This window comes from Geobacillus sp. FSL W8-0026 (genome assembly GCF_037966255.1).
Lineage (GTDB): Bacteria > Bacillota > Bacilli > Bacillales > Anoxybacillaceae > Geobacillus > Geobacillus icigianus.
Genome location: NZ_CP150194.1, coordinates 2,686,205 through 2,710,457, shown reverse-complemented (window position 1 = coordinate 2,710,457; position 24,253 = coordinate 2,686,205). Strand labels below are relative to the sequence as shown.

35 protein-coding genes, 1 tRNA gene, 1 pseudogene and 1 riboswitch are annotated in these 24,253 nt (G+C 49.8%); of the genes and pseudogenes, 25 read left to right on the top strand and 12 right to left on the bottom strand.

Annotation, left to right across the window (positions count from 1 at the left end):
- The first annotated feature begins 153 nt into the window (after positions 1-153).
- The 3 genes from fabI (at position 154) to NST29_RS13595 (ending at position 1,813) form a co-directional block, all read left to right on the top strand.
- Complete coding sequence (fabI, locus tag NST29_RS13605) at positions 154-930, top strand: enoyl-ACP reductase FabI (protein WP_033018829.1); 777 nt, start codon at positions 154-156, stop codon at positions 928-930.
- A gap of 112 nt (positions 931-1,042) precedes the next feature.
- The gene (locus NST29_RS13600) at positions 1,043-1,450 is read left to right on the top strand and encodes a CotO family spore coat protein (RefSeq protein WP_051985059.1); all 408 of its coding nucleotides are present in this window, start codon (positions 1,043-1,045) and stop codon (positions 1,448-1,450) included.
- 12 nt (positions 1,451-1,462) lie between these two features.
- Entirely contained in the window at positions 1,463-1,813 is a 351-nt protein-coding gene (locus tag NST29_RS13595) for a DUF1360 domain-containing protein (protein WP_235207587.1), read from the top strand.
- Between the two features lie 60 nt (positions 1,814-1,873).
- Here NST29_RS13595 and NST29_RS13590 read toward each other — a convergent pair whose 3' ends face one another.
- The 3 genes from NST29_RS13590 to NST29_RS13580 form a co-directional block, all read right to left on the bottom strand.
- Positions 1,874-2,326 (bottom strand): spore coat protein, encoded by a 453-nt coding sequence (locus tag NST29_RS13590; RefSeq protein WP_033018858.1) that lies wholly within the window; start codon positions 2,324-2,326, stop codon positions 1,874-1,876.
- 145 nt (positions 2,327-2,471) lie between these two features.
- A complete protein-coding gene (locus NST29_RS13585) occupies positions 2,472-2,738 on the bottom strand; it encodes a hypothetical protein (protein WP_033018824.1) in 267 nt (88 codons plus the stop codon).
- Between the two features lie 498 nt (positions 2,739-3,236).
- Positions 3,237-3,968, bottom strand: a complete 732-nt coding sequence (locus NST29_RS13580) for a hypothetical protein (RefSeq protein WP_033018822.1) — start codon at positions 3,966-3,968, stop codon at positions 3,237-3,239.
- Positions 3,969-4,179: 211 nt separating this feature from the next.
- Here NST29_RS13580 and NST29_RS13575 point away from each other — a divergent pair, with 211 nt between their 5' ends.
- Positions 4,180-4,329 carry a hypothetical protein gene (locus NST29_RS13575; RefSeq protein ID WP_165570916.1) on the top strand — a complete coding sequence of 50 codons (150 nt, stop codon included), beginning with the start codon at positions 4,180-4,182 and terminating at the stop codon, positions 4,327-4,329.
- 64 nt (positions 4,330-4,393) lie between these two features.
- On the opposite strand, the gene NST29_RS13570 is transcribed toward NST29_RS13575, so the two are convergent.
- Positions 4,394-5,116 (bottom strand): hypothetical protein, encoded by a 723-nt coding sequence (locus tag NST29_RS13570; protein ID WP_033018820.1) that lies wholly within the window; start codon positions 5,114-5,116, stop codon positions 4,394-4,396.
- 240 nt (positions 5,117-5,356) lie between these two features.
- Between NST29_RS13570 and NST29_RS13565 the strand changes: the two genes are divergently transcribed.
- The 11 genes from NST29_RS13565 to NST29_RS13515 all read left to right on the top strand — a co-directional run bounded on the left by NST29_RS13565 (position 5,357) and on the right by NST29_RS13515 (position 10,776).
- Positions 5,357-5,641, top strand: coding sequence for a hypothetical protein (locus NST29_RS13565; RefSeq protein WP_033018818.1), 285 nt, complete (start codon positions 5,357-5,359; stop codon positions 5,639-5,641).
- Between the two features lie 290 nt (positions 5,642-5,931).
- Positions 5,932-6,153 carry a hypothetical protein gene (locus NST29_RS13560; RefSeq protein ID WP_033018817.1) on the top strand — a complete coding sequence of 74 codons (222 nt, stop codon included), beginning with the start codon at positions 5,932-5,934 and terminating at the stop codon, positions 6,151-6,153.
- A 28-nt stretch (positions 6,154-6,181) separates the two neighbouring features.
- On the top strand, positions 6,182-6,385 hold the full coding sequence (locus NST29_RS13555; protein WP_033018815.1) for a hypothetical protein: 204 nt from the start codon (positions 6,182-6,184) through the stop codon (positions 6,383-6,385).
- 208 nt (positions 6,386-6,593) lie between these two features.
- Positions 6,594-6,800, top strand: a complete 207-nt coding sequence (locus NST29_RS13550) for a DUF1657 domain-containing protein (protein WP_033018813.1) — start codon at positions 6,594-6,596, stop codon at positions 6,798-6,800.
- A gap of 357 nt (positions 6,801-7,157) precedes the next feature.
- Complete coding sequence (locus tag NST29_RS13545) at positions 7,158-7,628, top strand: YhcN/YlaJ family sporulation lipoprotein (RefSeq protein ID WP_033018811.1); 471 nt, start codon at positions 7,158-7,160, stop codon at positions 7,626-7,628.
- A gap of 16 nt (positions 7,629-7,644) precedes the next feature.
- On the top strand, positions 7,645-8,124 hold the full coding sequence (spoVAC, locus tag NST29_RS13540; protein WP_033018810.1) for a stage V sporulation protein AC: 480 nt from the start codon (positions 7,645-7,647) through the stop codon (positions 8,122-8,124).
- On the top strand, positions 8,124-9,137 hold the full coding sequence (spoVAD, locus tag NST29_RS13535) for a stage V sporulation protein AD (RefSeq protein WP_339232264.1): 1,014 nt from the start codon (positions 8,124-8,126) through the stop codon (positions 9,135-9,137). Before spoVAC ends, spoVAD begins: the two co-directional genes overlap by 1 nt.
- 1 nt (position 9,138) lies before the next feature.
- A complete protein-coding gene (gene spoVAE / locus NST29_RS13530) occupies positions 9,139-9,495 on the top strand; it encodes a stage V sporulation protein AE (protein ID WP_033018807.1) in 357 nt (118 codons plus the stop codon).
- A gap of 11 nt (positions 9,496-9,506) precedes the next feature.
- Positions 9,507-9,713 carry a DUF1657 domain-containing protein gene (locus NST29_RS13525; RefSeq protein WP_033018805.1) on the top strand — a complete coding sequence of 69 codons (207 nt, stop codon included), beginning with the start codon at positions 9,507-9,509 and terminating at the stop codon, positions 9,711-9,713.
- 12 nt (positions 9,714-9,725) lie between these two features.
- Positions 9,726-10,586 (top strand): DUF421 domain-containing protein, encoded by an 861-nt coding sequence (locus tag NST29_RS13520; RefSeq protein WP_033018804.1) that lies wholly within the window; start codon positions 9,726-9,728, stop codon positions 10,584-10,586.
- 19 nt (positions 10,587-10,605) lie between these two features.
- The gene (locus NST29_RS13515) at positions 10,606-10,776 is read left to right on the top strand and encodes a hypothetical protein (RefSeq protein WP_165570915.1); all 171 of its coding nucleotides are present in this window, start codon (positions 10,606-10,608) and stop codon (positions 10,774-10,776) included.
- Positions 10,777-10,873: 97 nt separating this feature from the next.
- On the opposite strand, the gene NST29_RS13510 is transcribed toward NST29_RS13515, so the two are convergent.
- Positions 10,874-11,194 (bottom strand): thioredoxin family protein, encoded by a 321-nt coding sequence (locus NST29_RS13510; protein WP_033018803.1) that lies wholly within the window; start codon positions 11,192-11,194, stop codon positions 10,874-10,876.
- A gap of 706 nt (positions 11,195-11,900) precedes the next feature.
- Here NST29_RS13510 and NST29_RS13505 point away from each other — a divergent pair.
- The 3 genes from NST29_RS13505 (at position 11,901) to NST29_RS13495 (ending at position 12,725) form a co-directional block, all read left to right on the top strand.
- A complete protein-coding gene (locus NST29_RS13505; RefSeq protein ID WP_033018801.1) occupies positions 11,901-12,137 on the top strand; it encodes a hypothetical protein in 237 nt (78 codons plus the stop codon).
- A 77-nt stretch (positions 12,138-12,214) separates the two neighbouring features.
- The gene (locus NST29_RS13500) at positions 12,215-12,346 is read left to right on the top strand and encodes a YjcZ family sporulation protein (RefSeq protein ID WP_081897181.1); all 132 of its coding nucleotides are present in this window, start codon (positions 12,215-12,217) and stop codon (positions 12,344-12,346) included.
- A 121-nt stretch (positions 12,347-12,467) separates the two neighbouring features.
- Positions 12,468-12,725, top strand: coding sequence for a stage VI sporulation protein F (locus NST29_RS13495; RefSeq protein WP_033018799.1), 258 nt, complete (start codon positions 12,468-12,470; stop codon positions 12,723-12,725).
- Positions 12,726-12,765: 40 nt separating this feature from the next.
- Here the strand turns inward: NST29_RS13495 and NST29_RS13490 are convergent, their stop codons facing one another.
- The 3 genes from NST29_RS13490 to NST29_RS13480 are packed head-to-tail and all read right to left on the bottom strand — an operon-like array spanning position 12,766 to position 14,491.
- Positions 12,766-13,200: a GNAT family N-acetyltransferase gene (locus NST29_RS13490; RefSeq protein WP_033018798.1), complete on the bottom strand. Its 435-nt coding sequence runs from the start codon at positions 13,198-13,200 to the stop codon at positions 12,766-12,768.
- Positions 13,201-13,203: 3 nt separating this feature from the next.
- Complete coding sequence (locus tag NST29_RS13485; RefSeq protein ID WP_033018796.1) at positions 13,204-13,725, bottom strand: YjcG family protein; 522 nt, start codon at positions 13,723-13,725, stop codon at positions 13,204-13,206.
- Positions 13,726-13,762: 37 nt separating this feature from the next.
- Complete coding sequence (locus tag NST29_RS13480; RefSeq protein WP_033018794.1) at positions 13,763-14,491, bottom strand: alpha/beta hydrolase-fold protein; 729 nt, start codon at positions 14,489-14,491, stop codon at positions 13,763-13,765.
- Positions 14,492-14,676: 185 nt separating this feature from the next.
- Positions 14,677-14,787, top strand: a riboswitch (SAM riboswitch).
- 173 nt (positions 14,788-14,960) lie between these two features.
- Between NST29_RS13480 and NST29_RS13475 the strand changes: the two genes are divergently transcribed.
- Positions 14,961-16,064 (top strand): methionine biosynthesis PLP-dependent protein, encoded by a 1,104-nt coding sequence (locus NST29_RS13475; RefSeq protein WP_339232261.1) that lies wholly within the window; start codon positions 14,961-14,963, stop codon positions 16,062-16,064.
- A 3-nt stretch (positions 16,065-16,067) separates the two neighbouring features.
- Complete coding sequence (gene metC, locus NST29_RS13470; protein WP_033018792.1) at positions 16,068-17,246, top strand: cystathionine beta-lyase; 1,179 nt, start codon at positions 16,068-16,070, stop codon at positions 17,244-17,246.
- 62 nt (positions 17,247-17,308) lie between these two features.
- Here the strand turns inward: metC and NST29_RS13465 are convergent, their stop codons facing one another.
- Positions 17,309-17,518, bottom strand: coding sequence for a hypothetical protein (locus NST29_RS13465; RefSeq protein WP_339232259.1), 210 nt, complete (start codon positions 17,516-17,518; stop codon positions 17,309-17,311).
- 569 nt (positions 17,519-18,087) lie between these two features.
- Between NST29_RS13465 and NST29_RS13460 the strand changes: the two genes are divergently transcribed.
- The 5 genes and pseudogenes from NST29_RS13460 to NST29_RS13440 form a co-directional block, all read left to right on the top strand.
- Positions 18,088-18,160: transfer RNA gene (locus tag NST29_RS13460), tRNA-Val, on the top strand.
- 593 nt (positions 18,161-18,753) lie between these two features.
- The gene (locus NST29_RS13455) at positions 18,754-18,927 is read left to right on the top strand and encodes a hypothetical protein (protein ID WP_156102697.1); all 174 of its coding nucleotides are present in this window, start codon (positions 18,754-18,756) and stop codon (positions 18,925-18,927) included.
- A gap of 44 nt (positions 18,928-18,971) precedes the next feature.
- On the top strand, positions 18,972-19,562 hold the full coding sequence (locus NST29_RS13450) for a Fic family protein (protein WP_339232257.1): 591 nt from the start codon (positions 18,972-18,974) through the stop codon (positions 19,560-19,562).
- Positions 19,563-19,822: 260 nt separating this feature from the next.
- Positions 19,823-20,758, top strand: coding sequence for a tyrosine-type recombinase/integrase (locus NST29_RS13445; protein ID WP_033843338.1), 936 nt, complete (start codon positions 19,823-19,825; stop codon positions 20,756-20,758).
- A gap of 375 nt (positions 20,759-21,133) precedes the next feature.
- Positions 21,134-21,356: pseudogene (locus tag NST29_RS13440) on the top strand (IS66 family transposase); the annotation flags it as partial.
- A 392-nt stretch (positions 21,357-21,748) separates the two neighbouring features.
- On the opposite strand, the gene NST29_RS13435 reads toward NST29_RS13440, so the two are convergent.
- Genes NST29_RS13435 through istA form a run of 3 tightly spaced genes read right to left on the bottom strand, consistent with a single transcriptional unit; the run spans position 21,749 to position 24,251 of the window.
- Positions 21,749-21,991 carry an anhydro-N-acetylmuramic acid kinase gene (locus NST29_RS13435; RefSeq protein WP_339232255.1) on the bottom strand — a complete coding sequence of 81 codons (243 nt, stop codon included), beginning with the start codon at positions 21,989-21,991 and terminating at the stop codon, positions 21,749-21,751.
- Positions 21,992-21,996: 5 nt separating this feature from the next.
- Positions 21,997-22,749, bottom strand: a complete 753-nt coding sequence (istB, locus tag NST29_RS13430) for an IS21-like element helper ATPase IstB (RefSeq protein WP_033019214.1) — start codon at positions 22,747-22,749, stop codon at positions 21,997-21,999.
- Positions 22,746-24,251 (bottom strand): IS21 family transposase, encoded by a 1,506-nt coding sequence (gene istA / locus NST29_RS13425; protein WP_033019222.1) that lies wholly within the window; start codon positions 24,249-24,251, stop codon positions 22,746-22,748. Before istA ends, istB begins: the two co-directional genes overlap by 4 nt.
- Positions 24,252-24,253: the final 2 nt, after the last annotated feature.

Genomic DNA, 24,253 nt, shown 5'->3' with positions numbered 1-24,253 from the left:
TTAGCGAATCTGTTCGGTTTTGCAAAGTGGGAAAAACCGCCGTCATTCAGAAAGAACGGAAAACGCAACACTCATTTACATTACCGCCGGCATCCCCTATAATAGAATTAACACTTGGTGCTAAGAATAAATGATAATTGGGAGGATGGACGAATGGTTTTATCATTGGAAGGGCGCACGTACGTCGTCATGGGGGTGGCGAACAAGCGGAGCATTGCCTGGGGAATCGCCCGTTCCCTTCATGCGGCTGGAGCTCGGCTTGTGTTCACCTACGCCGGGGAGCGGTTTGAAAAAGAAGTGCGGGCGCTCGTGGACACATTGGAAGATGAACGCTCGCTTTTATTGCCTTGCGACGTGACAAGCGATGACGATATTGTCCGCTGCTTTGCGCAAATCAAAGAGCAAGTCGGGGTCATCCATGGTCTCGCTCATTGCATCGCCTATGCCAATAAAGACGATTTGAGCGGCGAATATATGAACGTCAGCCGCGACGGCTTTTTGCTCGCCCATAACATCAGCGCCTATTCGCTCACCGCGGTGGCGCGCGAGGCGAAAGAGCTGATGACAGAAGGCGGCAGCATCGTCACCCTTACGTATTTAGGCGGCGAACGCGTCGTGCAAAACTACAACATCATGGGCGTGGCGAAAGCGGCGCTCGATGCGAGCGTCAAATATTTGGCGAACGATTTAGGCAAATACGGCATCCGCGTCAACGCCATCTCTGCCGGTCCGATTCGCACGCTGTCGGCCAAAGGGGTGAGCGATTTCAACTCGATTTTAAAACAGATCGAGGAGCGCGCTCCGCTCCGCCGGACGACGACCCAAGAGGAAGTCGGCGATGCGGCGCTGTTTTTGTTCAGCGACTTGTCGCGCGGCATCACCGGGGAAATTATCCACGTCGATTCAGGGTACCACATTTTAGGATATTAATTACGGCAGCCGTCCCGATGCGAGGGGCGGCTTTTCTGTTTGGGATTAAGCAATTTTTTGCCCAACCCGTGCATACATATATAAGGCAAGCAGAGAGAAAGGGGGAGAGCCATTGAGCCGAGAGAAAAAACTGATGGAGACCGAGCCTTTGCTTTACATCGTGCAGCCGAAACTTCGTCCTCCAACCGCTTCGATGCAGCAATCCTTTGTTCGACGTGGAAGGGAGTCCGTTCTTGTGGAGAAAGAAGAGGAACAACAGCCATTCGAACTGGAATGGAAACCGTCGTTTTCGCAAATGACCGTTCCGGAGCAATTGGCGTTTTTGGCTTCCTTGCCTAGCCACTTGCCGCCGGTGAAATGTCTTTTGGAAACGAAATCGACCCAACCGCTCGAAGGAATTGTCACCGAATGGGAGGAAGGACGGGTAAAAATCGCCACGAACGAAGGGGAGCGTCAACTGAACGCCGATGACGTGCGGCAAGTTATTTTGATTGGATTTACACGGAAAGGGGAGCTGTAACGAGTGTCTTTGATGGATATGTTTCTCCTCGTGTTCGCCGCTTTCCGTCTCACCCGCCTTCTCGTTTATGATCAGATCACCGCTCCGTTGCGGCGCCCTTTTTACGAAGCGGCAGAGGAAGTGGGGCCCGATGGGGCGAAAGAAATCGTCTGGTATGTGAGAAAGGAGCCGGTCCGGCGATTTGTCGGGGAGCTGTTGTCCTGCTATTGGTGCACAGGCATTTGGAGCGCCGGCTTTTTATGGCTGGGGTACGTATGGTGGCCAGCGTTGTTTCAGCCCGTATGTTCCATCTTGGCCGTTGCGGCATTGGCGGGACTGGTGCAATGGGGAATGGATCAGTGGGAACAAAGGAGGCAAAGTTAAAAAAGTTACGGAAGGTGTGAAACGGGCGTCCCATTGCGTTGCCGGGACGCCCGTTTTCTTTTATAAAATGTCGACGAAGACAAGCAACGCCAACAGCAGCTGCAGCATAATTTGGATATTGATCGCGGCCTGGGTGTCTGTCGTTTCAACAGTGACATTGCGGGAATTTTCAATGACCGTTTTTTGGCGCGACACTTGTTTGACTTTCACAGCTTGCAGCAGTTCAGCGGCGACTTCTTCCGCTACTTCGCTGTCAGCAATCGAGATTTGCAGCAACACGATGATGGCAAGCTGCAGCGCTACTTGCAAGTTGACAGCCGCTTTCGTATCGGTAGTGGATACTTTCACTTCGCAAGAATCTTTAATGTAAATCCATTCTTCTGACAATTGGTATTCCGCTGCCTTTTGTTCGGCGTCTGCTCCAGTCGTCGCGTCCTCACAATTGAAAACCGGATGAGTCATCGTGGGATCGGTGGCGCACCAGCGCCGCGGTTCGTGAACAGTTGTCTCCATCAATGGATAGGCGCGGTTATACATCACATGGCTCATGTCCAGTCCCTCCTTTAGTCGTTGTAGTATATCATACGGTTTGTGGCATTCGGTGTGTAGGCCAATAGACAAGGGGAGTGGCCCGTTTTTGATTCCATGGATGCCGTCGTTACTTTTTCGTCTTTCTCCCTTGCTTCTTTGTTGGGGTATGGGTGTTCGGATCGACATCATGTTCTGTGACGCGCTGTTCTAAGCTTTCCAAGTACTGTTGCACTTGGGCTTGCAATTGCTGGACCATTTGCCGAATTTGTTCTTTTTCTTCTGCTGTCAGCTGTACTTGCTTCGCTGTGACGCCATGTTTTTTCAATGTCTTTTCGACCAACAGTTGCAGCAGCTGCCGTTGGGGAAGATCGGGTGAGAAGGATGGTTCCGTCATTTCCAGCTCCCTCCTTTCTTGGGAGATGCTTTCTTGGCCACCGGTGAAGATCAGCCGCGTTCTTGCGATGATCGCACTGCCGAATCCGCCGTACAGGGGATTGAACGGAGAAGCGGCTTGGGTCGCAGATGTTCCATCACCGGAGCTGAGAAGGCTGGTGAAACACGGCTGTTTCCCTTGACCGCTAGGGAACGTGTGTACCGGTGCTACAGGTGTTTCTATTTGCGAAACGAGGCGAGAAAGCGGTCTGTTCCCTTCCATCACCAGCCTTTTAGAGATCTTGGCATTACTACTGTATGAACAGCGAGGCGGAAAGGAAAGGGACAAATATGGAGTTTTGCCTCTTGGCCAGAGCTTGTCGGCCTAGAAGGCTGGCCAAACACGGTTATTTCTTTTGAGCAATGGGGGATCGTTTGAAAGGCGATCCTCATGCCACAGGGCTTTTCGATTTGAGAAACGAGGCTGGTAAGCAGCCTGTTTCCTTCCATCACCGTCCCTTTAGGAGAGCGGCTGAATGATCAGCGGATTGACGGCTTCGATCCCTTGTTCCGATTGCGCGCAATACACGGTGGCTGCTACACGGAGCGGTGCAGACAGCGGATGGTTCACGCGAATTTGAAACGAAGGAAATATAAGTGATTCCCGTGGCGCGAGGGAACGATGGGCGGCAGGGCGAATCCAATATTCTCCCTTTTCACGAATGAAACGTTGCCAATCGGAATGAACGAAAACCCATCCCGGTTGCTGGTCTGGATCACTCAGCGAAGAAGAAGCGATTTTTCCGCTTAAGGAGCCAGCTTGCTTAGGAGTGACGGTAAGGCAAATCGAGGCGATATCTGCAGCTGCCGTCCCGATGTTGTCCATGATGAGATCGCCGATGATCCAAATCGGCTCTTCCAGATGCGAAGGGAGCATGACGGAAAAGCGAAAAAAGGCATGGAGACGAAGTTCATCGGTCGTGAAAGAAGCAGGCTGGTGCGCTTGTTCCTCGAGTGCGACTTGACAGCGCAACAGCTCTTGTTGGAGAAGAGCGATAGTTTGTTCGTACTCGTTCAAGACGGAAGTTTTCCATTCTTTTGCTTTTTGTCGCCAATACTCGGTGCGAAGCCGTTCCTTTTCTAGCTGTTGTTGCAGCTCGGTCCAGCGTTGTTCCCACTGAATCAATTCCGAACGATAATGAATGAGTTTTTGCTGCAGCTGGAGTTCTCGATCCGAACGGTGATGAGCCATTTGTTTGCCCTCCTTATCGTTCGCTTTGCTAGAAGGCCGGTGAAAAATCGCTGCCGCACACCAATTGGAGGCATTTTTATTTCAAAAAGAAAGCTGATTGTGCAAAGTTTCTCTAATTGAGAAACGGGACCGATCAGCAGCAGTTTACACGAAATCACCGGACTCCTAAGATGCGGGTTGTTACCATGCATATGTAAAAAGGCAGCGAAACATGTATGGCATCCGTGAGGCAGAAAAAGCTTTTTGGTCGGAGAGTTTATCGAAAGCGATCCGTTCAAGCTTTCGAATCCGTGAGGCAGAAAAAAGCTTTTTTGCCGGAGAGTTTATCAAAAGCGATCCGTTCAAGCTTCCGAATCCATGAGGCAGAAAAAAAGCTTTTCTGCCAGCCAAGCGAGAAAGGCTCGCTGGGGCAGAAAAGCCGTTTATTAATGAGCGGGGAAGACTTCCGGGCATTGCGACGGAAACTTGGCTGTCGGGCAAAGGGTCGCTTCTGCCAGCTCTTCGCGCGGTTGGCACAGCCGGGCTTCGACTTCGATTTTGACGTCTGCTTCCATTTGCACTTCTAAGCAAAGCGTGATGGAGACGTCGAGCTGCGAGAAGTTGTCGGTGCAGACGAGGCTGGAGTCGCATTCGAAGAAGGAAATGTGTCCGACCAGTTCCGTGCCTTCAGGAGCGCAAAGGATGAACGTTTGCGCTGTCGCAAACGGGATCGGTTTCGACTCGCAAACGACAACGCCGTTTCCACTCACAATTTGGACGACGACATGGCCTTTGATAAGGGCTTTGACCTTTTGCAATGTGACGGTGTCGCCGGATGGCAGTGTGATGTTGACCGGCTGGCGCCCTTGGGGCTGAACAATTTCTTGGAAAATGAGCGCATCTTGGTCAACGACCGGGTCAATCCGATTTCCTTGAGCGTCAGAAAGGAAGCAACGAATCGTTAATTCGGACGGATCAAGCCCCCGCTCGGCGATGCAGTCGCATAGCAGCCCTTGACGCGGGCATTTGCTCGTTGGAAAGATGTCTTCCAGTTCCGGCCCGTTGAAGCTCCGCAACGGAACGTCAATTTGTCGAGTGACCCAGTCATAGACTTTGCGAGTTCGAATGCACAACCGTTCTTTGTCGTGACGATGATGGTAATGACCCATTTGGTATCCTCCTATCCTTCGATCGTTTTTCCCCGTTCCTTTGATTGGGTGGGGCTACTGTATACTATGAACCCTCTAGGTAAGTGTGTTGGGACAAAAGCGGATTTTGTCAACATCTATGGCTTTTCACCAAAAGTTGTACTTGATTCTTCTATCACACATCTTACTTATGCATCCACAAATGATGAACGACATCTATGTCAGACAAGGAAAAAGAAGGGAAAGAGAGGAAAACCGAGCATGGAGAAAGGTGAAAAAAAATGGATGAAGTTGTGGCGCCGGTTGAAAGAGATAGAAGCGGAAAATATCGTTTTGCGCGAGTTGGCCCATCAAAGCGAACAACGTTATGAACAAGTGAAACAATTGACAAAGGAAAATGAAGAGCTGCGCCGCCGGTTGGAGCAGCTGCTCGAGCCGGAAAAGGCCGGCGACCCCGAAGAGGAGCGGCTGGATAGCTGGTTTTTCCGCACGTTAAGGCAAGAAAAAGCGATGTCATCCCGCCGCGGGCAAGACAAAGAAAAATAAGCAGCACCCTTGGCTTAAACGGTCATACACTAAAAATAGCCTTACATTTTTGCCAGATGGGGGGATGAAAGCCATGATGAAGCCTGTTCGAACGAACCCCGTATCGCCCAAACCGACGACATGGGCGCTTTCCTCGACCACTCAGCCAGTACGGCGCCCGCGGGGCTGCGGCTGCGGCCGACCGCCGATGGTAAAGAAATGAAGCCGATCCGTGAGAGATGCCCATACTCCAGAGCCTTTCCGTGCATAGTCTAACAATGCCACTAGGCGAAAGGAAGGGGGGAATGGGGATGTCGGATCGGAAAAAAGGGAAGGTCATTCATGTGGATAAGCTGATCATTCATGCCGATGACGTCATTATTGTGCCGCGCGGTCGCATCCGTGACCCATGGTTGTTCCCGCATCGGGCAGACGCGGTCGAAGCCATGGAGGACGTGCGGGAAGAGAAAGGGCACGATGAAGGCGAACACGGCCGGGACGAAGGGGAACGGAGACCGTTCTCGTGGATTTAAGCGATAAGGAAAATGGGGGACAGAAGCGGTGGAACGTTTTAAAAATTACGGACTCTGGCTAGGAATCGGGTCGTTTGTCGTCTTGGCGCTCGAAACGTTCGGTGTGGATATCGATCTCGGCAAATACGAGCAGCTGTATCACGCCTTGTTGAGCATTTTCGTGATGGCCGGCATTTTAAACAATCCATCGCTTGGCCGCGGTTATTCCGACAAAGTCGACCCCAAGTCATAAACAGCAAGAGGGGGCTGTCCGATCAGTCCCTAAAAGCAAGTGGAGAAAAACCTTTCGTTTCTCTCCACTTGCTTTTATCTTTTTCCGGCTGTTAGTGATGTGAAGAGGTCAAAGGTTTTACAAAAAAATTACAATTATAATTTGGCGGCGAAACCCCATTCTAATCACTGTCAGCGTCAATTTTCACCGCTAAAGGAGGACATTTATCATGACGGTTGTAACACAAGTGAAACAAACATTGGCTGGGTTAAAAGCGGCTCAAGCGAACTTTGAAACGTTTGCCCTGCAAACGGAAAACCAAACCGCGAAACAGCTTTATCAACAAGCCGCTCAACAAACGCAAGCGGTCATTGATTTAGTGAACTCGCGCGTGCAAGAAATTCAAAACGAAGAGCCACAATATAAACAGCAATAACTTTCGTCAAGTGAGCTGTTTTTTGGCGGAACAGTTGAAGCTATGGCAACCGTTCCGCCGCCTAGATGGCTGGTGAAAACAGGTTGTTCCTTTTCGACAATGGGGGAGCGTGTGAAAGGCGATCCTGATGCTACAGGGCTTTTCGATTTGAGAAACGGAGCTGGTAAGCAGCCTGTTTCCTTAAATCGCCGCCACTCTAGAGGGGCGATGAAAAACGGCTGTCACACACAAATCGGCGGTATTTTCATTTAGTAAAGAAAGTTTCTCTAATTGAGAAATAGATGGAATTCAGTAATGTTTTGCACTACATCACCAGCCTCCTAGACGAATGTACATAAAATGAATGGGTGAGTAGCGATGAAACGATGGTGGTTGGCAGCGGTGGCTGTTTGGCTCGCCGCTAGCGGTTGCGCAAAAGAGGAGACAGAGCAAAAACAGTCGCTGCAAGGGGCGGATTGGATGCGCGCCCAAACGTTCGGGACGGCAAAAGGGGCTGTGTTGGATCAAGGACCGGCGGAACGGGCGGTCGCTTCGTTGCGCCAGCGCGATGACGTCCGTGAGGTGGTGGCGGTCAACAGCGGAGAGCGGCTGCTCGTCGCTTATCAAATTCCTCATCTGAAACGATGGAAGCGGAAGAAAATTGAAAAAGAGATTGCTGAACGATTGCGCGCCATGTTTCCCGGGTATGATGTCGTCTCTTCGAGTGATTTGAAAATTTTTTGGAAAACGAAAGACCTCAAAACGAAGATGGAGAAAAAACGTTGGGATGAGCGCGATCTCCAGCGGGAAATCGGGCGCATCGAAAAGCTAAGCAAAGAGCAGACATAAGAGAAGAGGTGTCGGTATGGCGAATGAAAAGAGGAAAAAATTAACTCCAGTTCAACAAGAGTACCACTTATTCGAAAAAGAACGGGAAACAAAGCGCCCGATCGTTCGCAACTGTGCCTGCGCCTTTCTCGTCGGCGGGACCATTTGTGCGATCGGACAGGCGATTTCTTATTTTTATATGTATTTCTTTGACTTCACCGAGCAGACGGCGGGGAACCCGACGGTGGCGACCATGGTTTTTTTGTCCATGATTTTAACCGGGCTTGGCGTTTATGACCGCATCGCCCAGTTTGCCGGGGCGGGGAGCGCTGTGCCGGTGACGGGGTTTGGCAACGCTGTCATTTCCGCGGCGATTGAACATCGGACCGAAGGATTCGTGCTTGGGGTCGGCTCCAACATGTTCAAACTCGCGGGGTCGGTTATTTTGTTTGGCACATTCGCAGCGTTTGTTATCGCTCTTGTCAAAACGGTGGCGACCCAGTGGGGGGGATTGTAATGCTGAAAGGGCATCGCACATGGGTGTTTGCCAACAAACCGGCCATCATTGCTACGGCAGTCGTCGGGGGGCCGTTTGAGGCCAATGGTCGCCTCGCCGACGAGTTTGATCTTCTTCACGAAGATTTATGGCTTGGCGAGGTGTCGTATGAGAAAGCGCACCGCGTTTTGCTTGAGGAAGCGGCGTTTCAAGCGTTGGAAAAGGCCGGTTTGCAGAAGGAACAGGTGCAGTTTTTCATTGCCGGCGACTTAATTAACCAAATGACGCCGACCAGCTTCGCCGCCCGGACGCTCGGCGCACCGTATCTCGGCGTTTTTGGCGCCTGCTCTACGTCAATGGAAGGGCTGGCGCTCAGCGCTTTTATTACAAACTACGGCGGGGCAGACTATATAGTGACCGGGGCATCGAGCCATAACACCGCCGTCGAAAAACAGTTCCGCTATCCGACAGAGTACGGCGGGCAAAAGCCGCCGACGGCGCAGTGGACCGTCACTGGCGCCGGGGTCGCCATCGTCAGCCCAAAAGGGGACGGGCCGCGCGTGACAGCAGCGACGATCGGCCGGGTCGTCGATATGGGAATGGCCGATCCGTTTAATATGGGCGGTGCGATGGCGCCGGCGGCGGTCGATACGATTGAAGCGCATTTGCGCGATATGCAAGTCGACGCCTCTCACTATGACTTGATTGTCACTGGCGACTTAGGGAGAATCGGGCGTCAAGTTTCCTTAGATTTGTTGCGTCAGCACGGCATCGAGATCGACGAGGAACGTTACCAAGATTGCGGGCTCCTTATTTACCGCGATGGACAGCCGGTGCTGTCCGGGGCGAGCGGGGCGGCTTGCTCGGCTGTGGTCGTTTACGGCCATTTGCTCAACCGCATGCGGCGCGGCGAGTTGAAGCGCATTTTGGCCGTAGCGACCGGCGCGTTATTGTCGCCGTTGTCGTTCCAGCAAAATGAAACGATTCCGTGCATCGCCCATGCGGTGGCGATCGAGTATGGAGGTGAGGCGTAGCGTGCTGGCGATGTTTTTTTGGGCGTTTGTCGTCGGCGGGTTGATTTGCGTCATTGGCCAACTTTTAATGGATGTGTTTAAGCTCACCCCTGCTCATACACTGACCATTCTTGTCGTTGCAGGGGCTATTTTGAACGGATTGGGATTGTATGAGCCGCTTATCGATTTTGCCGGCGCCGGGGCGACGATTCCGATTACAAGCTTTGGAAACGCGCTCGTCCACGGGGCGATGCAAGAGGCGGAAAAACACGGCATCGTCGGCGTGTTGACTGGCATGTTTGAAGTGACGAGCGCCGGCATTTCCGCCGCGATCGTCTTTGGATTCATCGGAGCGCTCTTGTTCCGCCCGAAAGGATAGGAGGGACGTTCATGACCGTTGCTTCGCAAGTGAAACAAACGTTGGCGAGCTTAAAAGCCATTCATGCCGGCCTGCAACAGCTGGCGCTCACCTCCCAAGATGAAACGGCGCAGCGAACGTTTCATGAAGCGATGCTCACGGCCGAACGGATGATCGCCGAACTGAAAGGCCGGATCGGCCGGCTCGAATTCGAAGAGCCGCAATACCATGGAAAGTAAGGAGCATGATCGATGCCTATCTGGTTGGAAGTGGCTATTCGTTCTGTCTGCATTTTAATCGGATTGTTTGTGATCACCCGCATTCTTGGCAAAAAACAATTGTCCAAACTGTCTTTTTTTGAGTACATTGTCGGCATTACGGTTGGAGATATCGCTGGAACGATGTCTTCCGATTTGGATATTTCCCTCCAAGAAGGAATCACAAGCATTTTAATTTGGTCATTGTTTCCGGTTCTGATCGCCCGCATCTCTTTGCGCAATAAAAAATTCCGCGATTTCGTCGAAGGAAATTCGACGGTTTTCATCAAAAACGGCAAAATTTTAGAGGAAAACTTAAAGCGGGAAAAGTACACGGTGGATGAGCTGCTCGAGCAGCTGCGCAAGAAGGATGTGTTCCGCGTCGCCGATGTTGAGTTTGCGGTGCTGGAGCCGAACGGGGATTTAAACGTGCTGCTGAAGCGGGAAAAGCAACCGCTCACCGTCGGCGATGTGTTTCCGAACCCGCCGCGGGAAAAAGAGCCGCAAACCGTCATTATGGACGGCATGATTTTGGATGAGCCGCTCGCGACGATGGGACTCGGCCGCGGCTGGCTGAAAGAACAGCTTGATAAGCAAGGAGTAGCGGTCGAAAACGTCTTTCTCGCCCAAGTCGATTCGTACGGGCAGCTGACGATTGATTTGTACGATGACAAAATTCAAGTGGCCGAGCCGCAGGAGAAAAAGCTGCTTCTCGCCGCAATGAAAAAAGTGCAGGCCGACTTCGAGCTATACGCGCTGCAGACGAATTCGGAAGAAGCAAAGGCGCTGTATGAAGCCCATGCGGCGAAAATGACCGAGCTCATCGAAAAAGTCGGACCACTATTGCGAAACTAATGTCAAGGAGGATCCGAGCATGGAAAAGAAGCGGACAAAAACTACGGACGAGGAAATCCGGATTCAGCTGAAAACGGACGGCCGCTCTGAACGGACGCGGACGACCGATGAAGAGATTTCGATTTCGTTTATGTTTGACAATCCGCAGCTAACACGGCAGCCAAAAGACTACGATGAAATCGAATACTAACGGCTAATAAATGACATTGTTAGGGGTGGCGACGGGTAAAGAGGGTGTCCCAAACGGAGCGGGACACCCTCGTTTCTGGCTAAACGCCAGCGCCGTTTTACGCCGGCAACGACTGCAAAAAGGCGCGCACGTCTTCCGGTGTTTTGGCATTCGCGCTGTGCAAATGGGCGATTTTTTCCCCGTTTCGGAAGACAAGCAGGCTTGGAATGCCGAGCACTTGATATTTTTCGCCAAGCTCGGGGAATTGATCGCGGTCGATCTCCAGCCAATCGTATTGCCCGTACTCGCGAATGATCTCATCGATGAACATGTTCAAGCGCACACAGTCCGGACACCACGTCGTATAAAATTTGATCACCGTTGGTTGGCTGCCGGAAATGGCCGCCTCGAATTGTTCCAGCGTTTCAATGCGTTTCATCGTTTTTCCTCCTCCTCTTTCTGCCACTGTTTTGAACTACTCCACCTTACTTGACAAAATTTGAAGAGATTCCTGCGAACGCCAAGAAGGCGGGTGAAAAACGGTTGTTTCTCTTGAACAATAGGGGACGTTTGCAAGCCGATTTTCGCTGCGACAGGGCTTTTCGATTTGAGAAACGAGGCTGGTAAGCGACTTGTTTCCTTCAATCACCGCCCTTCAAGGCATCCTTCAATGATTGAGCAGCCTATCCCCGTCGCCCCGACGGCTGGCAGTACCAATGGCGTAAGCCTCCTGCACGTATGGCAAACTTGTACATCGGACTTGCCACGCCCCTATTTTCGCTTGGTTTTCGCAACTTCGGTGGGCGTGGTAGACGAATGGATGCTTGGATATTTTCCATGACAGAGCCTTTCCTGTCACAGCCCCATATATCGAGTTTTCAAAGAACATCGACAGGAATAGGATACCATACAAACAGGCGTTTTGGCCATCGCCAACCGACATTCATTTCCCACTGCCTGTACAAAAATGAAATAGGAGAAACATATGATAGGTGTTACAAAATCCAGACTCCCTTCTGCCCTGCACAAAATTGAAATGGGGGCTGCTGTCGGAAACCGATAAAAAACGGCCAAAAAAGAACCGCAACGCCTTCACCACTTCCCCCCTATTTGGCATACAACAGAAAGAAAAGGGGGGAAACATCGTGAGCAAAGAACTGGAAAAAGCGTTGGAAGGCTGGGTCGCCTCGCGCAAAGAAGGACATGAAACGTTCATCCGCCTGTTTGAACAATGGGGAAGCGATTTTACCAAACAGCTGCAAGAAATCGAAAAGCTGAACAACGGGTTTCTCCAAAAGGTGCAAGGCAACTTGGACTACATTGAGCGATGGTTTACTAAGAAGGAGCGGGAATTTGCCGAGCTGTTCCGCCGATTTGGCTGACAAAATGGCGGTTGCGCCCATACGCTGGCGCGCGCTCATGAATACGATACAGTAAACGGAGAAGGAGGTGCATCCGAATGGGCTTCTGCGGTTACGGCTTTCCGTATTACGGCTACGGCTATGGCGGTTTTGGCTATGGCGGTGGCTTTGTGTTGATTGTTGTGTTGTTCATCTTGCTGATCATTGTCGGTGCGGCATTTGTCGCTTAACAGACGCGCGCAGTCGATACGGGCCGTTTCGGCGCCACGGAGCGGCTCGTATTTTCTTTCGGTCACGTGCACGCCGAAGGAGCGTTGTCATACGATATAGCAGGAAGAAGGGGGAGGAACTATGGATCAGCAGTTTTTCAAAAACATCGAAAAGAAAACAGGCGTCAACATGAAAGAGATTTTTGAGCTCGCCAACTCGCTGCAAAACGCCAACTTCAGCGATGAAAAAACGGTTCGTCAAGTCGTGAAACGGGTGGCGCAAATCGCCAATCGGAAAGTGCCAAAGGAACTTGAGGATCAAATTGTGAAAACGATCGTCCATAACGGCAAGCAAATCGATTTGAATACGATTGCCAATATGTTGAATAACAAAAAATAAGCGAAAGGGAGCTCTGCGCGTGCAAGCTCCCTTTCGTTCGCTATTCGAGCGGCTTGACCATGGCGACGTGTGGAATGCCGGCATCTAGAAATACATCGGACACGGTTGTATAGCCGAGCTGTTGGTAAAACGGTTCCGCGTGCGTCTGGGCGTTTAGCTTCACTTTTTTCGCCCCTTTTGATGTCGCCAGCTGCTCGATGGCTTCCATGACCATGCGGCCGGCTCCCCGCCCCCGGTAGGAAGGCAAGACGCAAATCCGTTCGATTTTGCCGACCCCTTCGTCGATGAAACGAAGACGTCCGGCACCGACCGGGATGTCACCATCATATAAAACGAGATGGAAGGCGTCATCTTCAAACTGATCGATTTCTTCTTCCTCCGGCACGTGCTGTTCCTCGATGAAGACAAGGCGGCGGACGCGCAACGCGTCTTCATAAAGGGGCCGGTCTTTGCTCGTTCCAATGGCGATGTTCATCGGCTACACCGTTTCCTTTCCTCCGACGATAAACGTCTCGTAGACGGTCCACGACCCGTTGTCCAGCTGATAAAGGAGATGGAAGCGATCGACCGTTTCCTCAAAATGGACGTCTTGCAGCTTCAGCTGGCTGTATACATCCGCATATTCGCCACTCGGCAAGTCCCGGCCGATCGTAATGTGCGGCACGAACACAAACTCCGGCTGCCCGGAAAACAAGCCGCTGTGCAGCTGCTCATGAAGGCGTTCAAGCACGTCGTTTGGCTCCACTTTCAAATAAATGACGTTGCTGGTCGGGTAAAACGAGCTGAATTTCGTCACTTTAATCGGAATTGGAGGCGTTTTCGCTGCGATGCGATGCAGCTCCTTTGCCATCGCCTTCAACTTCTCCTCGTCCGCCTCAAATGGATATTTCAATGTAATGTGCGGCGGGATGAGGGCGTAATGGCTGTCATACCGCTTCCGGTAGGAGTTGGCGAAATCTTGGATTCGTTTGGACGGAAAGATGACAATGCCGTATTTCATTTCAATTCCCCTCCTTGAGATGGTTAGCGTTGGACGGCTACAGCGTCAAAATCGTCGATAGCGCCCGAGGCACATCGGGCTGCCAATGCGTCCACGCATGGCCGCCGGCAAACTCATGGTACGTATAGGCAAACCCTTTTTCGACCAACAAATCTCGCGCCTTTCGATTCGGGGTCACAAAGTCGCGCACTTGTCCGTCTGTCGTTTTTACAGCCGTTTCTTCCGAGCCGACGGAATGGTAAATGGCGAGCAGCGACGGATCGCGGAATGAGCGAATGAGCGCCAAGAGCGAATCATCGATGTAGGGGGACTGCATGGCGATTTTTCCGAATGTATGCGGATACAACAGTCCGGCGGTCAACGATACGGTCCCGCCGAGCGAATCACCGATGAGCGCCCGGCCTTTGCCCATTTGATACGTCGGCAGTTCGCGGTCCAAAAACGGCACGAGTTCATGGGCTAGAAAGCGGAGATACGCTCCGTGCTTCGTTCCCGATGGATGATACTTTTCATAGCGGTCGTTTACATTCCGATACGGAATACCGACGACGATCGTGCGGTCAATCGTGCCGTTGGCCATTAACGTTTCGACAGCCGTTTTCATTTTTCCGTACATAAAGTAATCTTTGCCGTCTTGAGCGATTAATAAAGAATATTTGTAAAGCGGGGAAAAATTGCTTGGCAAATAGACGAGCAGTTCGATTTTCTCCTGAAGCTCCCCGCTATATAGCGCGTAATCGCGCATCGTTCCTGCTGTCATGACCATCCTCCAGTGAAAGCGCAAGTTCATCTGTTATTGTAACATATTTGTACAAAAAATGTTAATCAAGGGCTCGAATTTTTTGTGAATTTGCCGAGTGATGCGCAGCGAAAAAAAGACTTGCAAAAACCGCTGGAATGCGTTACATTTCTTAATAAATAAAATTGCAACAAAATTGAATACCCATCCTGTTCTTATCGAGAGAAGCGGAGGGAACTGGCCCAATGAAGCTTCAGCAACCAGCCGCCCGGCGGCCAGGTGCTAAATCCAGCGAATTGAGCATTCAATTCGGCAGATAAGAAGAAGCATGACCATGTGTATGGAAAAGTCTTCTTCTTGGAAGACTTTTTTTATTTTCCTTTGTTTCGGCGGCCGTTTTGCCGACCTGTGAGGCGGGGCGGCAGCGAAGCGTTTGGGCGCTGCGGCCGCCGGTCGTTGGGCAAGAGGAATTTTTTTGCAGAAGGAGAGAGATGAGATGGAGAAACTGGAGACGTTGTTAGCGCAAATCGGCAACCGGAGCGAAACCGTGACAGGAACGGTCAACCCGCCCGTCTATTTTTCGACCGCCTACCGCCATGCCGGCATCGGGGAATCGACCGGGTTTGACTACATCCGCACCGGCAATCCAACGCGCAAAATTGTTGAGGAGGCGATCGCAAAGCTGGAAGGCGGCGATCAAGGCTATGCGTTCAGCTCCGGCATGGCCGCCATTCAGACGGTGCTCGCCTTGTTTGAGAGCGGAGATGAGTTTCTCGTATCGGCCGACCTTTACGGCGGCACGTACCGGCTGTTTGAGCGCGGCTGGCGCAAGTACGGTCTTCGGTTCCATTATGTCGATTTTTCCGATCTCGATGCGGTGGAAGCGTGTATCAGCGAAAAAACGAAGGCGATTTTCTTGGAAACGCCGACAAACCCACTGATGCACGAGACCGATATTTCCGCGGTCGCCCAGCTTGCCCAACGGCACGGGCTATTGTTGATCGTGGATAACACGTTTTACACCCCGGTGCTCCAGCGCCCGATCGAACAAGGAGCCGATATCGTCCTCCACAGCGCCACGAAATATTTAGGCGGCCATAACGATGTGTTGGCCGGCTTGGTCGTCGCCAAGGGAGAAGCGCTTTGTCAACGCTTGGCCGAGTACCATAACGCCATCGGCGCCGTCTTGTCCCCGTTTGACTCTTGGCTATTGATCCGCGGGATGAAAACGTTGGCGCTAAGGATGCGCCAGCATGAAGAAAACGCCAAGCGCATCAGCGCCTTTTTGCGCGAACAGGAAGACGTGACCGACGTCTTATATCCAGGAAGAGGTGGGATGCTGTCGTTCCGGATTGCCGATGAAAAGTGGGTGAACGGATTTTTAAAAAGCTTGCGCCTTATTACGTTCGCGGAAAGCCTAGGCGGGGTTGAAAGCTTCATCACGTACCCAGCGACGCAGACGCACGCGGACATTCCGGAAGACATCCGCATCCGAAACGGCGTCTGCAACCGGCTGCTCCGCTTCTCGGTCGGCATTGAGCACGCCGATGATTTGATCGCCGACTTGGCGCAAGCGTTCAAAAACATGAAAGAGGTGTGAGCGATGGAACGGGAATGGTCGTTTTCGACAAAACTGCTCCATAACGAATGGAAAGTCGACCGCGCAACCGGGGCGGTGAGCGTGCCGATCCAGCACGCCTCCACGTTCCATCAGTTCGATTTCGACTCGTTTGGCAAATACGACTACAGCCGCTCCGGCAACCCGACGCGCGAGGCGCTTGAGGAGACGATCGCCGCCTTGGAAGGCGGTGTGCGCGGGTTCGCGTTCGCCTCGGGCATGGCCGCCATCTCCACGGCGTTGTTGCTCCTGTCCAAAGGCGACCATGTGCTCGTAACCGAAGACGTCTACGGCGGCACGTACCGGATCGTCACCGAAGTGCTGAGCCGGTTTGGCATTGACTATACGTTCGTCGATATGACCGATCGCAAGGCGGTGGCGGAAAACATCCGGCCGAACACGAAAGTCATTTATATGGAAACGCCGTCCAACCCGCTGTTAAAAGTGACCGACATTCGCGCTGTCGTCGAGCTGGCGAAAGCGCACGGCTGTTTGACGTTTTTGGATAATACGTTCATGACCCCGGCGCTGCAGCGGCCGTTGGATCTTGGTGTCGACGTTGTCCTCCACAGCGCGACGAAGTTTTTAGCCGGCCATAGCGACGTCGTCGCCGGACTGGCGGTCGTGAAAGACGAGGAGCTCGGCAAACAGCTGTACAAATGGCAAAACGCCTTTGGCGCCGTCCTCGGCGTCCAAGACGCGTGGCTTGTGCTTCGGGGGCTAAAAACGCTTCACGTTCGGCTGAAACAGTCGTCCGAATCGGCCATGGCCATCGCCGAGTATTTGCTCCGCCATCCGAAAGTGGAAGAGGTGTATTATCCGGGATTGGCGAACCATCCGGGCCATGACATTCAACGCAGCCAAGCGGCGGGGTTTGGCGCCGTACTGTCGTTCCGCTTGGCCGATGAAGAAGCGGCCCGGACGTTCGTCCGCCACGTCCGCCTGCCGGTGTTCGCCGTCAGCCTTGGGGCGGTCGAATCGATTTTGTCGCACCCGGCAAAAATGTCGCACGCCGCCATGCCGAAGGAAGAGCGGCTGCGGCGCGGCATTACCGACGGCTTGCTGCGGCTGAGCGTCGGGCTTGAGGATGTCAACGATCTGATCGCCGATGTTGAGCAGGCGCTGTCGTTTGTGAAAGAACGGCCGTCGATTTCGGCGCGCTAAAAGGCGGCGAACGAAAGCTCCGTTGTCGTGGGGGAAGTGATGGACATGGTCATCACGCAAATCTATCCCTGCGCCAGTGCCAACGCCGGCCGCGCCCGGAAGTGGTGAACATGGTCATCACACAAAGCGCGAAAAGACGGTGAACCAAAGCCCCGCCCGTCGCCGTGCCGCCGTTTTTCCGCTGACCGATGCCGAGGGCGCTCCAATCGTTCAACGTTGTCATCGCAAAACGGAGGGGAAACCACTGCGTACAGCCAGCGGTTGACGCCCATTCCCCCTCAGCACGAAACCGCCATGGAGCGCCTTCAATCGGCCGTAACCCCATCCCTGCGCCTCCCGGCAAAACGGCAGCCTTCGCCGAAGAATAGCGCCGCCGCGCCACTGGGCAATACGAAACCATCCAGCGCCGTTGCCCCGCTCTTGCTTGAACCGTTCCGCCACCGATTGTTTGTTTAGGAGGCCGGTGATTTACTCGCGCAACCGCTTCTTCGGATCGTTTCTCAAGTAGAAAAAACTGGCTGCATCAGCCTCTATGTTCACACGTTCCATCGCCGATTAAGGCAAACAGCGGGTTTTCACCAACCTTTTAGAAGGGCGGTGAAAAACCGCTGATTCCTTTCATCAATGGGAGAATGAGCGAAAAGCAGGACCGATGTAACAAGGTTTTTCTAATTGAGAAATGACATGGTAAAGCCGTATCCACGATTAAATCACCAGCCTCTTAGGGGAAGGCCGCTTTCCCTTTCTCAAACTGAACAGCGATTTTTTAAAAAAAGTTATTGACAACGTGTATGCTCGTCTATATAATTAAAAATGTGTTCGATAGCGGACAACAATATACGATTCCGTAGCTCAGCTGGGAGAGCGCCACCTTGACAGGGTGGAGGTCGCTGGTTCGAGCCCAGTCGGAATCATCAAGCGAAATCCCTTGAGCCACAAGGCTTCAAGGGATTTTTTATTTTTGTTTTCATTCCTTTGAAAATTTATAAAACTAATTTGGAAAATTAATTATGTACAGGATGCTATTGAATGGTAAAATATTCATACAAGTAGTGATCAAATTAGAAACCAAACACGGTCTAAGCTTTGAGAATAATGAGTTAGACATGACAAAGTTTCATGATGCCCGTAGTATATACGAACATTTTGCAACTCGGTCTCATCGTCAAAAATAATTTTTTAGAAAGGAGTTGATGATGTATTTCATTCTACAAGGAATCCGCAGGTAAGGGCTATTTTTATGCTTACTCGATTTTATCTAGCACCACGGGTTCAACTAAAAATAATGTGTATCAAGTCGGCGGTGGGTACTATGTGCGTCCTAGAAGCAATATTGTGTTCCAGCGATAGGGGATGGCAGGATGAGAAAGTTGATAAGGGTTAACTTTAAGAATTATCTTTTGTTTTTTTTTGTTTAGAAATAATTGAAAAACGAAAGATAATTAGGTATAATCTAGAATATAAAAACCAAAGATAATTCGGTTATTTTTGGAAAGGAGAATTTGTGATGAAAATGAACCAAAAAGTTGAACAAATTTTGTCGGAGGTAAAAGCGTCGTTGAGTTTTGAGGGTCTGCAAATAACTGAAGAAGAAGAAAAACTAATCAAAGCTGCATTGATGGGAGATATTAGCCGATCGGCCTTTCTAAAAAAGGCAAGAGAGTTGGCTGAAAACCAATGATGCAGTCGAAGCGATCGAAATACTGGTATCCAGGGACCGAAGTATTGATCAATAATTTCAATATTCGTGACCCCAAAAAACTCGAAACATTAGAGCGTATTATTACAGGTGAACGATTAGCAAAGCTATATCTAAAACCCATTTATGGGAATTTTGATTTAAAACACTTACAAGCAATACACAAATTTCTTTTTAGCGACCTTTATCCTTTTGCTGGAAATATTAGGGATGAAAACATTACGAAAGGTGGTTTTTCTTTTGCTAATGCCCAGTTTATTGAGGAATCGGCCAAACAATTGTTTAAGGAGTTAGCCAATGAAAAGTATTTGAAGGGTTACGACTTCGAGAAATTTTCCGAACGTGCAGCATACTATTTGGCCGAGATTAACGTATTGCATCCTTTTCGAGAAGGAAATGGACGAACACAACGTGAGTTCATTCGTTCCTTAGCTCTTAAAAATGGATATTCTCTTGAATGGAACAGAATTGATGGTGAAGAACTATTAAGTGCTTCAATACGATCCATTACTGACATTCAGCTTTTAGTTAATGTGTTAAAGAAAGCCATTGTAAACAGAGAGCCTGACAGACAGTTAATGAGGTTGTTTGAAAATGCAAGAGGAATAGAAAGATAGGAGAACACTCAGTGAAAATGAAACGCGAATGAAAAAATACACAGACGAACAAATGGCATTCAGCGACTTGAAAAGGGCGCTAAACTGCATTGAAGCATGAATGAAATGAGGCTGAAGAAAAATTAGTCAGATGGCTTGCTGGAACTGGATGGGATACCGTCGGCCGATTCGTGGACATGTTCAAGGACATCGTAGCGAGGGAAAGAAAATAAGTATATGTAGACCAAATATTCTTATTGATTTGAAAGGGAGAAGGGGAATTGGAAAAATACATTCATTGGTTACAGCAACAAGGAAAAAGTGAACATACCATCCGCCGATACAAAACCGTACTAAAAGAATTTCAGCAATGGTACGAAGAAATGACGGGTGAAGTTCCCTTCGATCCCCAAAACGTATCTGCTGTCGATCTTCAAGACTGGAAGAACTATCTAATAAACATTGCGCGTATTGAAAACCCAAAAACAGGAGAGAAAAAGCTCGCGATTTCTACTGTTAACAACAAAATTGAGAGCTTAAAGGCTTATTTCCGGTATCTTTATGATACAGGTGCTATTAAGGATAATCCGGCTTCTTCTCTTTCAGTGCAAAAACAACAAATGCCACTATCGCCGCGTTGGCTTGAACGTGTTGAAAAAAATAAACTTTTGCATTACATCGACGATAAGGAAAAGCAAAAGAAAAATCTGTGGCGCTATGCAAGAAACCGAGCGATTATCTACTGTATGCTCCACGCGGGAATGCGGGTAAGTGAGGTTGTAGAGTTGGAATTAGAAGATATTGATTTCGAAAATGGTTATATCAATATACGTGATGGTAAAGGTGGAAAGGCTAGACGTATTCCCATGAACAGTGATCTAAAACATGCCCTAAGTCTATGGATAAGTGAAAGGAACACTAAAGTCCCGAATACAAATAAAGTCTTTGTCTCTCAGAAAGGCGGCCATCTAACCATATCTGGCGTAAATAACTTATTTACTAAGATTCGACATGACTTGAGAATGGAAGGACTTACACCGCATGTGCTACGACATACTTTTTGCCATGATTTGATTGACAAAGGTTTTCCTATTACTTATGTTGCTGATCTTGCAGGCCACAGTGATTTAGATACTACTAGGAGGTACGTGGCCACAAGCGATAAGGAAATGAAAATCGCTGTTGAATCTTTATCTTCAGGACGCTATCGTGTATAAAAAAAGGAACATTTATAGAGGGGGGGATGAAATATTTAGGATAAATTTACTGTGGATGAGTGTTTTTTATTATAGTAATTCGAAGGCATTGATCCGTATACTCAAGCCAAGTAATTCTTCCATTAAGGATACAGGTAAATAAAAATTTTTCAAAAATAACTTACCAAAGGATCCTAAGGAATTAATCAACAACAGATGGAAAGATGTTACACCAGAAGGAATAACAAAATACCAAATCACAAGAGTTTATCGATCCTGAAACTGGAATGAAGGTTAGATTTGATCCCGGAAAACTAGGAGCAAATGGTTTTGAAGGCAAAGATCATTATCATGTATAGAATCCAAATAGTACAGGTAAAAGGGATTATTATCTTGATGTTAACGGCAATCCCGTGCCAAAATATATTGACAATGGAGAGCCTCATGGGCAAAATCCAACAACAAAACCAGTTCATTCATCAGCTCATCCAAGAAAACGAACAGTTGCGTTAGAAAAAACAAGCACTTGAACACAGAAAATGAACGACTCAGCGGTCGCATTCAAGAGCTGGAAGTACGCGCGAAAAAAAACAGCTCCAATAGCCATTGGCCCCATTCTCTGACTGCTAAGGAACTCCATTCTCTATTAAAAAAAAAGAGCTTGATTTACCGGATTTCAAACAGGCTTCGATGAGCGCTTGGGACGGCAAAAATAGATATTATCAAGAATTTTGTATCTCACATTTTGCGCCCCTAACAGGATAAATAAGAAAGGGGTTTTTATTTTTTTGAAATAATATTTCGATCACGATGACGAGTGATGCAAGCCTTTTACCATTGCTCGTCATTCCGTACGAGGTTACACAGAAATACTCTATCCTACAGAATCCTTCACTGATCAAGTCAAGGATGATAGGCTTCCCTTACGCTTGTTCGATGTGTCCATCCGGCCGTTCCAATAGGACGCTCTGACATACCAAGACTTTTCACGTAGGAATGTATCAGATAATTTTATGTTAGTAAAGTTTTTGTTAATAACTTTTTCTGATCGCCGTAAGGGGGAAACGTTAATTGTCCCAGTAAAACGAATTCTTTTGCTCCTGTGGCCTTTGGCATATTAGTTTTTTGTTGATGAATATATTCATTTGCCAATACTGCAAAGCCAACGGCTTCTTTTTCATCAGCGGTAACTGTTTTTTGCAAGCAAAAAGTGCAGAGAATTGCAAGAAAAAATACATAGGCTTGCCGGCTCAATGAATTTACCTTTCAACCGAGTGAGAAGGGAGCGACTGAACGGCAGAAAGCGCGTGCCGTAAGCGGTAGCTCTCTCCCGTAAACGCGAGAATGTGGGCGTGATGGACCAAACGATCCACCAGCGCTGCCGTCAGGCGGTTGTCCCCAAACACTCGATTCCACTGTCCAAACTCTAAATTCGATGTCACGATGACACTTTTTCGTTCATAACAATCGGCAATGATGTGAAACAGCAGTTCCGATCCCTGCTTTTGGAAAGGTACATAGCCAAGTTCGTCCAAAATCAACAGCTCGCATGTGTCGATTTGCCGTTTGAGCCGTCCGAGGGTGCCGTCTTTTAACGCCTCTTCGAGCTGGGCGACAAGATCGGCGACACGGAAAAACCGAACTTCATGGCCCCGTTCACACGCTTTTAATCCTAATGCGGTGGCGAGATGGGTTTTTCCTGTTCCCGGCGAACCTAAAAGCAGGACGTTCTGTTTTTGCTCCAAAAAGCGAAGGTCGCAAAGTTCTTCCTTCGAGGTCGTGGTCGGCCAATGAATCTGATCCGACCATTCATAATCTTTGAGCCATTTCAACTCCCGGAACTTCGCCTTCTTGATCAATCGAGCCTGTTTTGCTTTCTGACGGAACGACAGCTCCAACGCCAACACATCACGCAAAAACTGTTCCTTGGTCTCGTAGGCCACCTCCTCGAATCGATCCGCGATGTACGCCAAATGCAGGGCTTTACAAATCTCTTTTAAATCCATCTTCATGCCCGGCTTCCCCCTTCCTTTGACGGACAAAGACGTTGATCATACACATGTAAATCGGTTTCATAGTCGACTAAAACGGAAGGGGTATAGGCTTCTTCCCATTTCGCGGGATACTCCGAACGCTTCGCCTCCATCAACACCCCGATCTCATGGGGCGTCAAATCCCACCGTTGATACTTGTCAAGCCACTGGGCGATCTCATAGACGGTGTACCGCTCCAGCAGCTTCTGCACTCCTCGAATGCGTGATGCCGTCTGTTTCGGTTGTTCCATGAAGTATTTCCTAATGGCCTCCGGCAAGTAAACTCGAAACCGCGAATACTCCACCACCCGGGGCTTTTGCGCCCATTCCGCCAAAATGTCCTTCCAAGGGAGCTCCCGTCGCTTTTTCGTGTACGGCCTTGGCGCTTCCAGGTACACCTCCCCTTCCTGGGACAAAACCATGAAACGATCCCATTCCTTTTTGACAAGGACACGGTTGGGAACCGGGATCCCATGAACCACAAACGCCTCCCCATCCACCGTTACTTCCCCGTATTTATTGACATTAGCGTGGTGGAAGGAGAAGATCGGGAGATCTCTCTCCGGCAGGACAAGCAACTCCTTTTGTTCTTCCTGCCATAATTCCTCAATGGTTCTCCCTTTTTCATAGTGGGGGCGGGCTCGATCTTCGATCATCTTGCGATGCAGCCACTCCGCCAGTTCTTCATCCCCCTCGATCAACGGAGCAGGGACAAAGCAGTGTTGACGAGTATAGTAAACTTTCCGTTCGACATTCCCTTTTTCGTGTCCGCTATACGGATTGCACGCCTGTACGTCAAACCCATAATGAAGCCGGAATCGCTCAAATGCTTCAGTATATTGACGTTCGCCTCCTTTTCGAATCGAAACCACCGCCGCCGCCAAATTGTCGATGCGCAGTTTTCTCGGGACGCCTCCGGCCTGTCGAAAGAGCTGAGTGAGCCCGTGAAGAAAACATTCGCTGTTTTCCGCCGGCAATGGATACGCATACGCGGCGTTGCTGTACGGAAAGCTCAAAATCAGAATTGATCGGTCTTCCTCTTTTCCCTCCTTCGTCACAACGGACATGGTGCCGAAATCCACCTGCGCTTCCCCCGGAGGGTGTTCCAGCCTCTCGTAACGTTGTTCCTTCTCCAGCTTAAGCTGAGGTCTTCGTTTTTGAACGTAGGCGCAAACCGTTCGATAAGACCCTTTAAAGCCATGTTCCTGCTTTAATTGTTCGTACATCTTCTTGCTTGTCCGCCGTTGTTTTCTTGGCAGTTTGGCGTCCTCCTCCAGCCAGTCATCAATGATTTGACCGTATCCTTCTTCCTCCATCATTCCCCGTTTTCTCTTTATTTTTTGTCTGACCGAAATGTCTCCATCCGCATATTTCTTGACTGTTCTCCAGTTAAATCCCGTCCTGCGGACAATTTCGGAAAGCGATAACCCTTTCTTTTCACGCAAATGTTTGATATGATGAATTTCAGGCATTGCTAGCATCC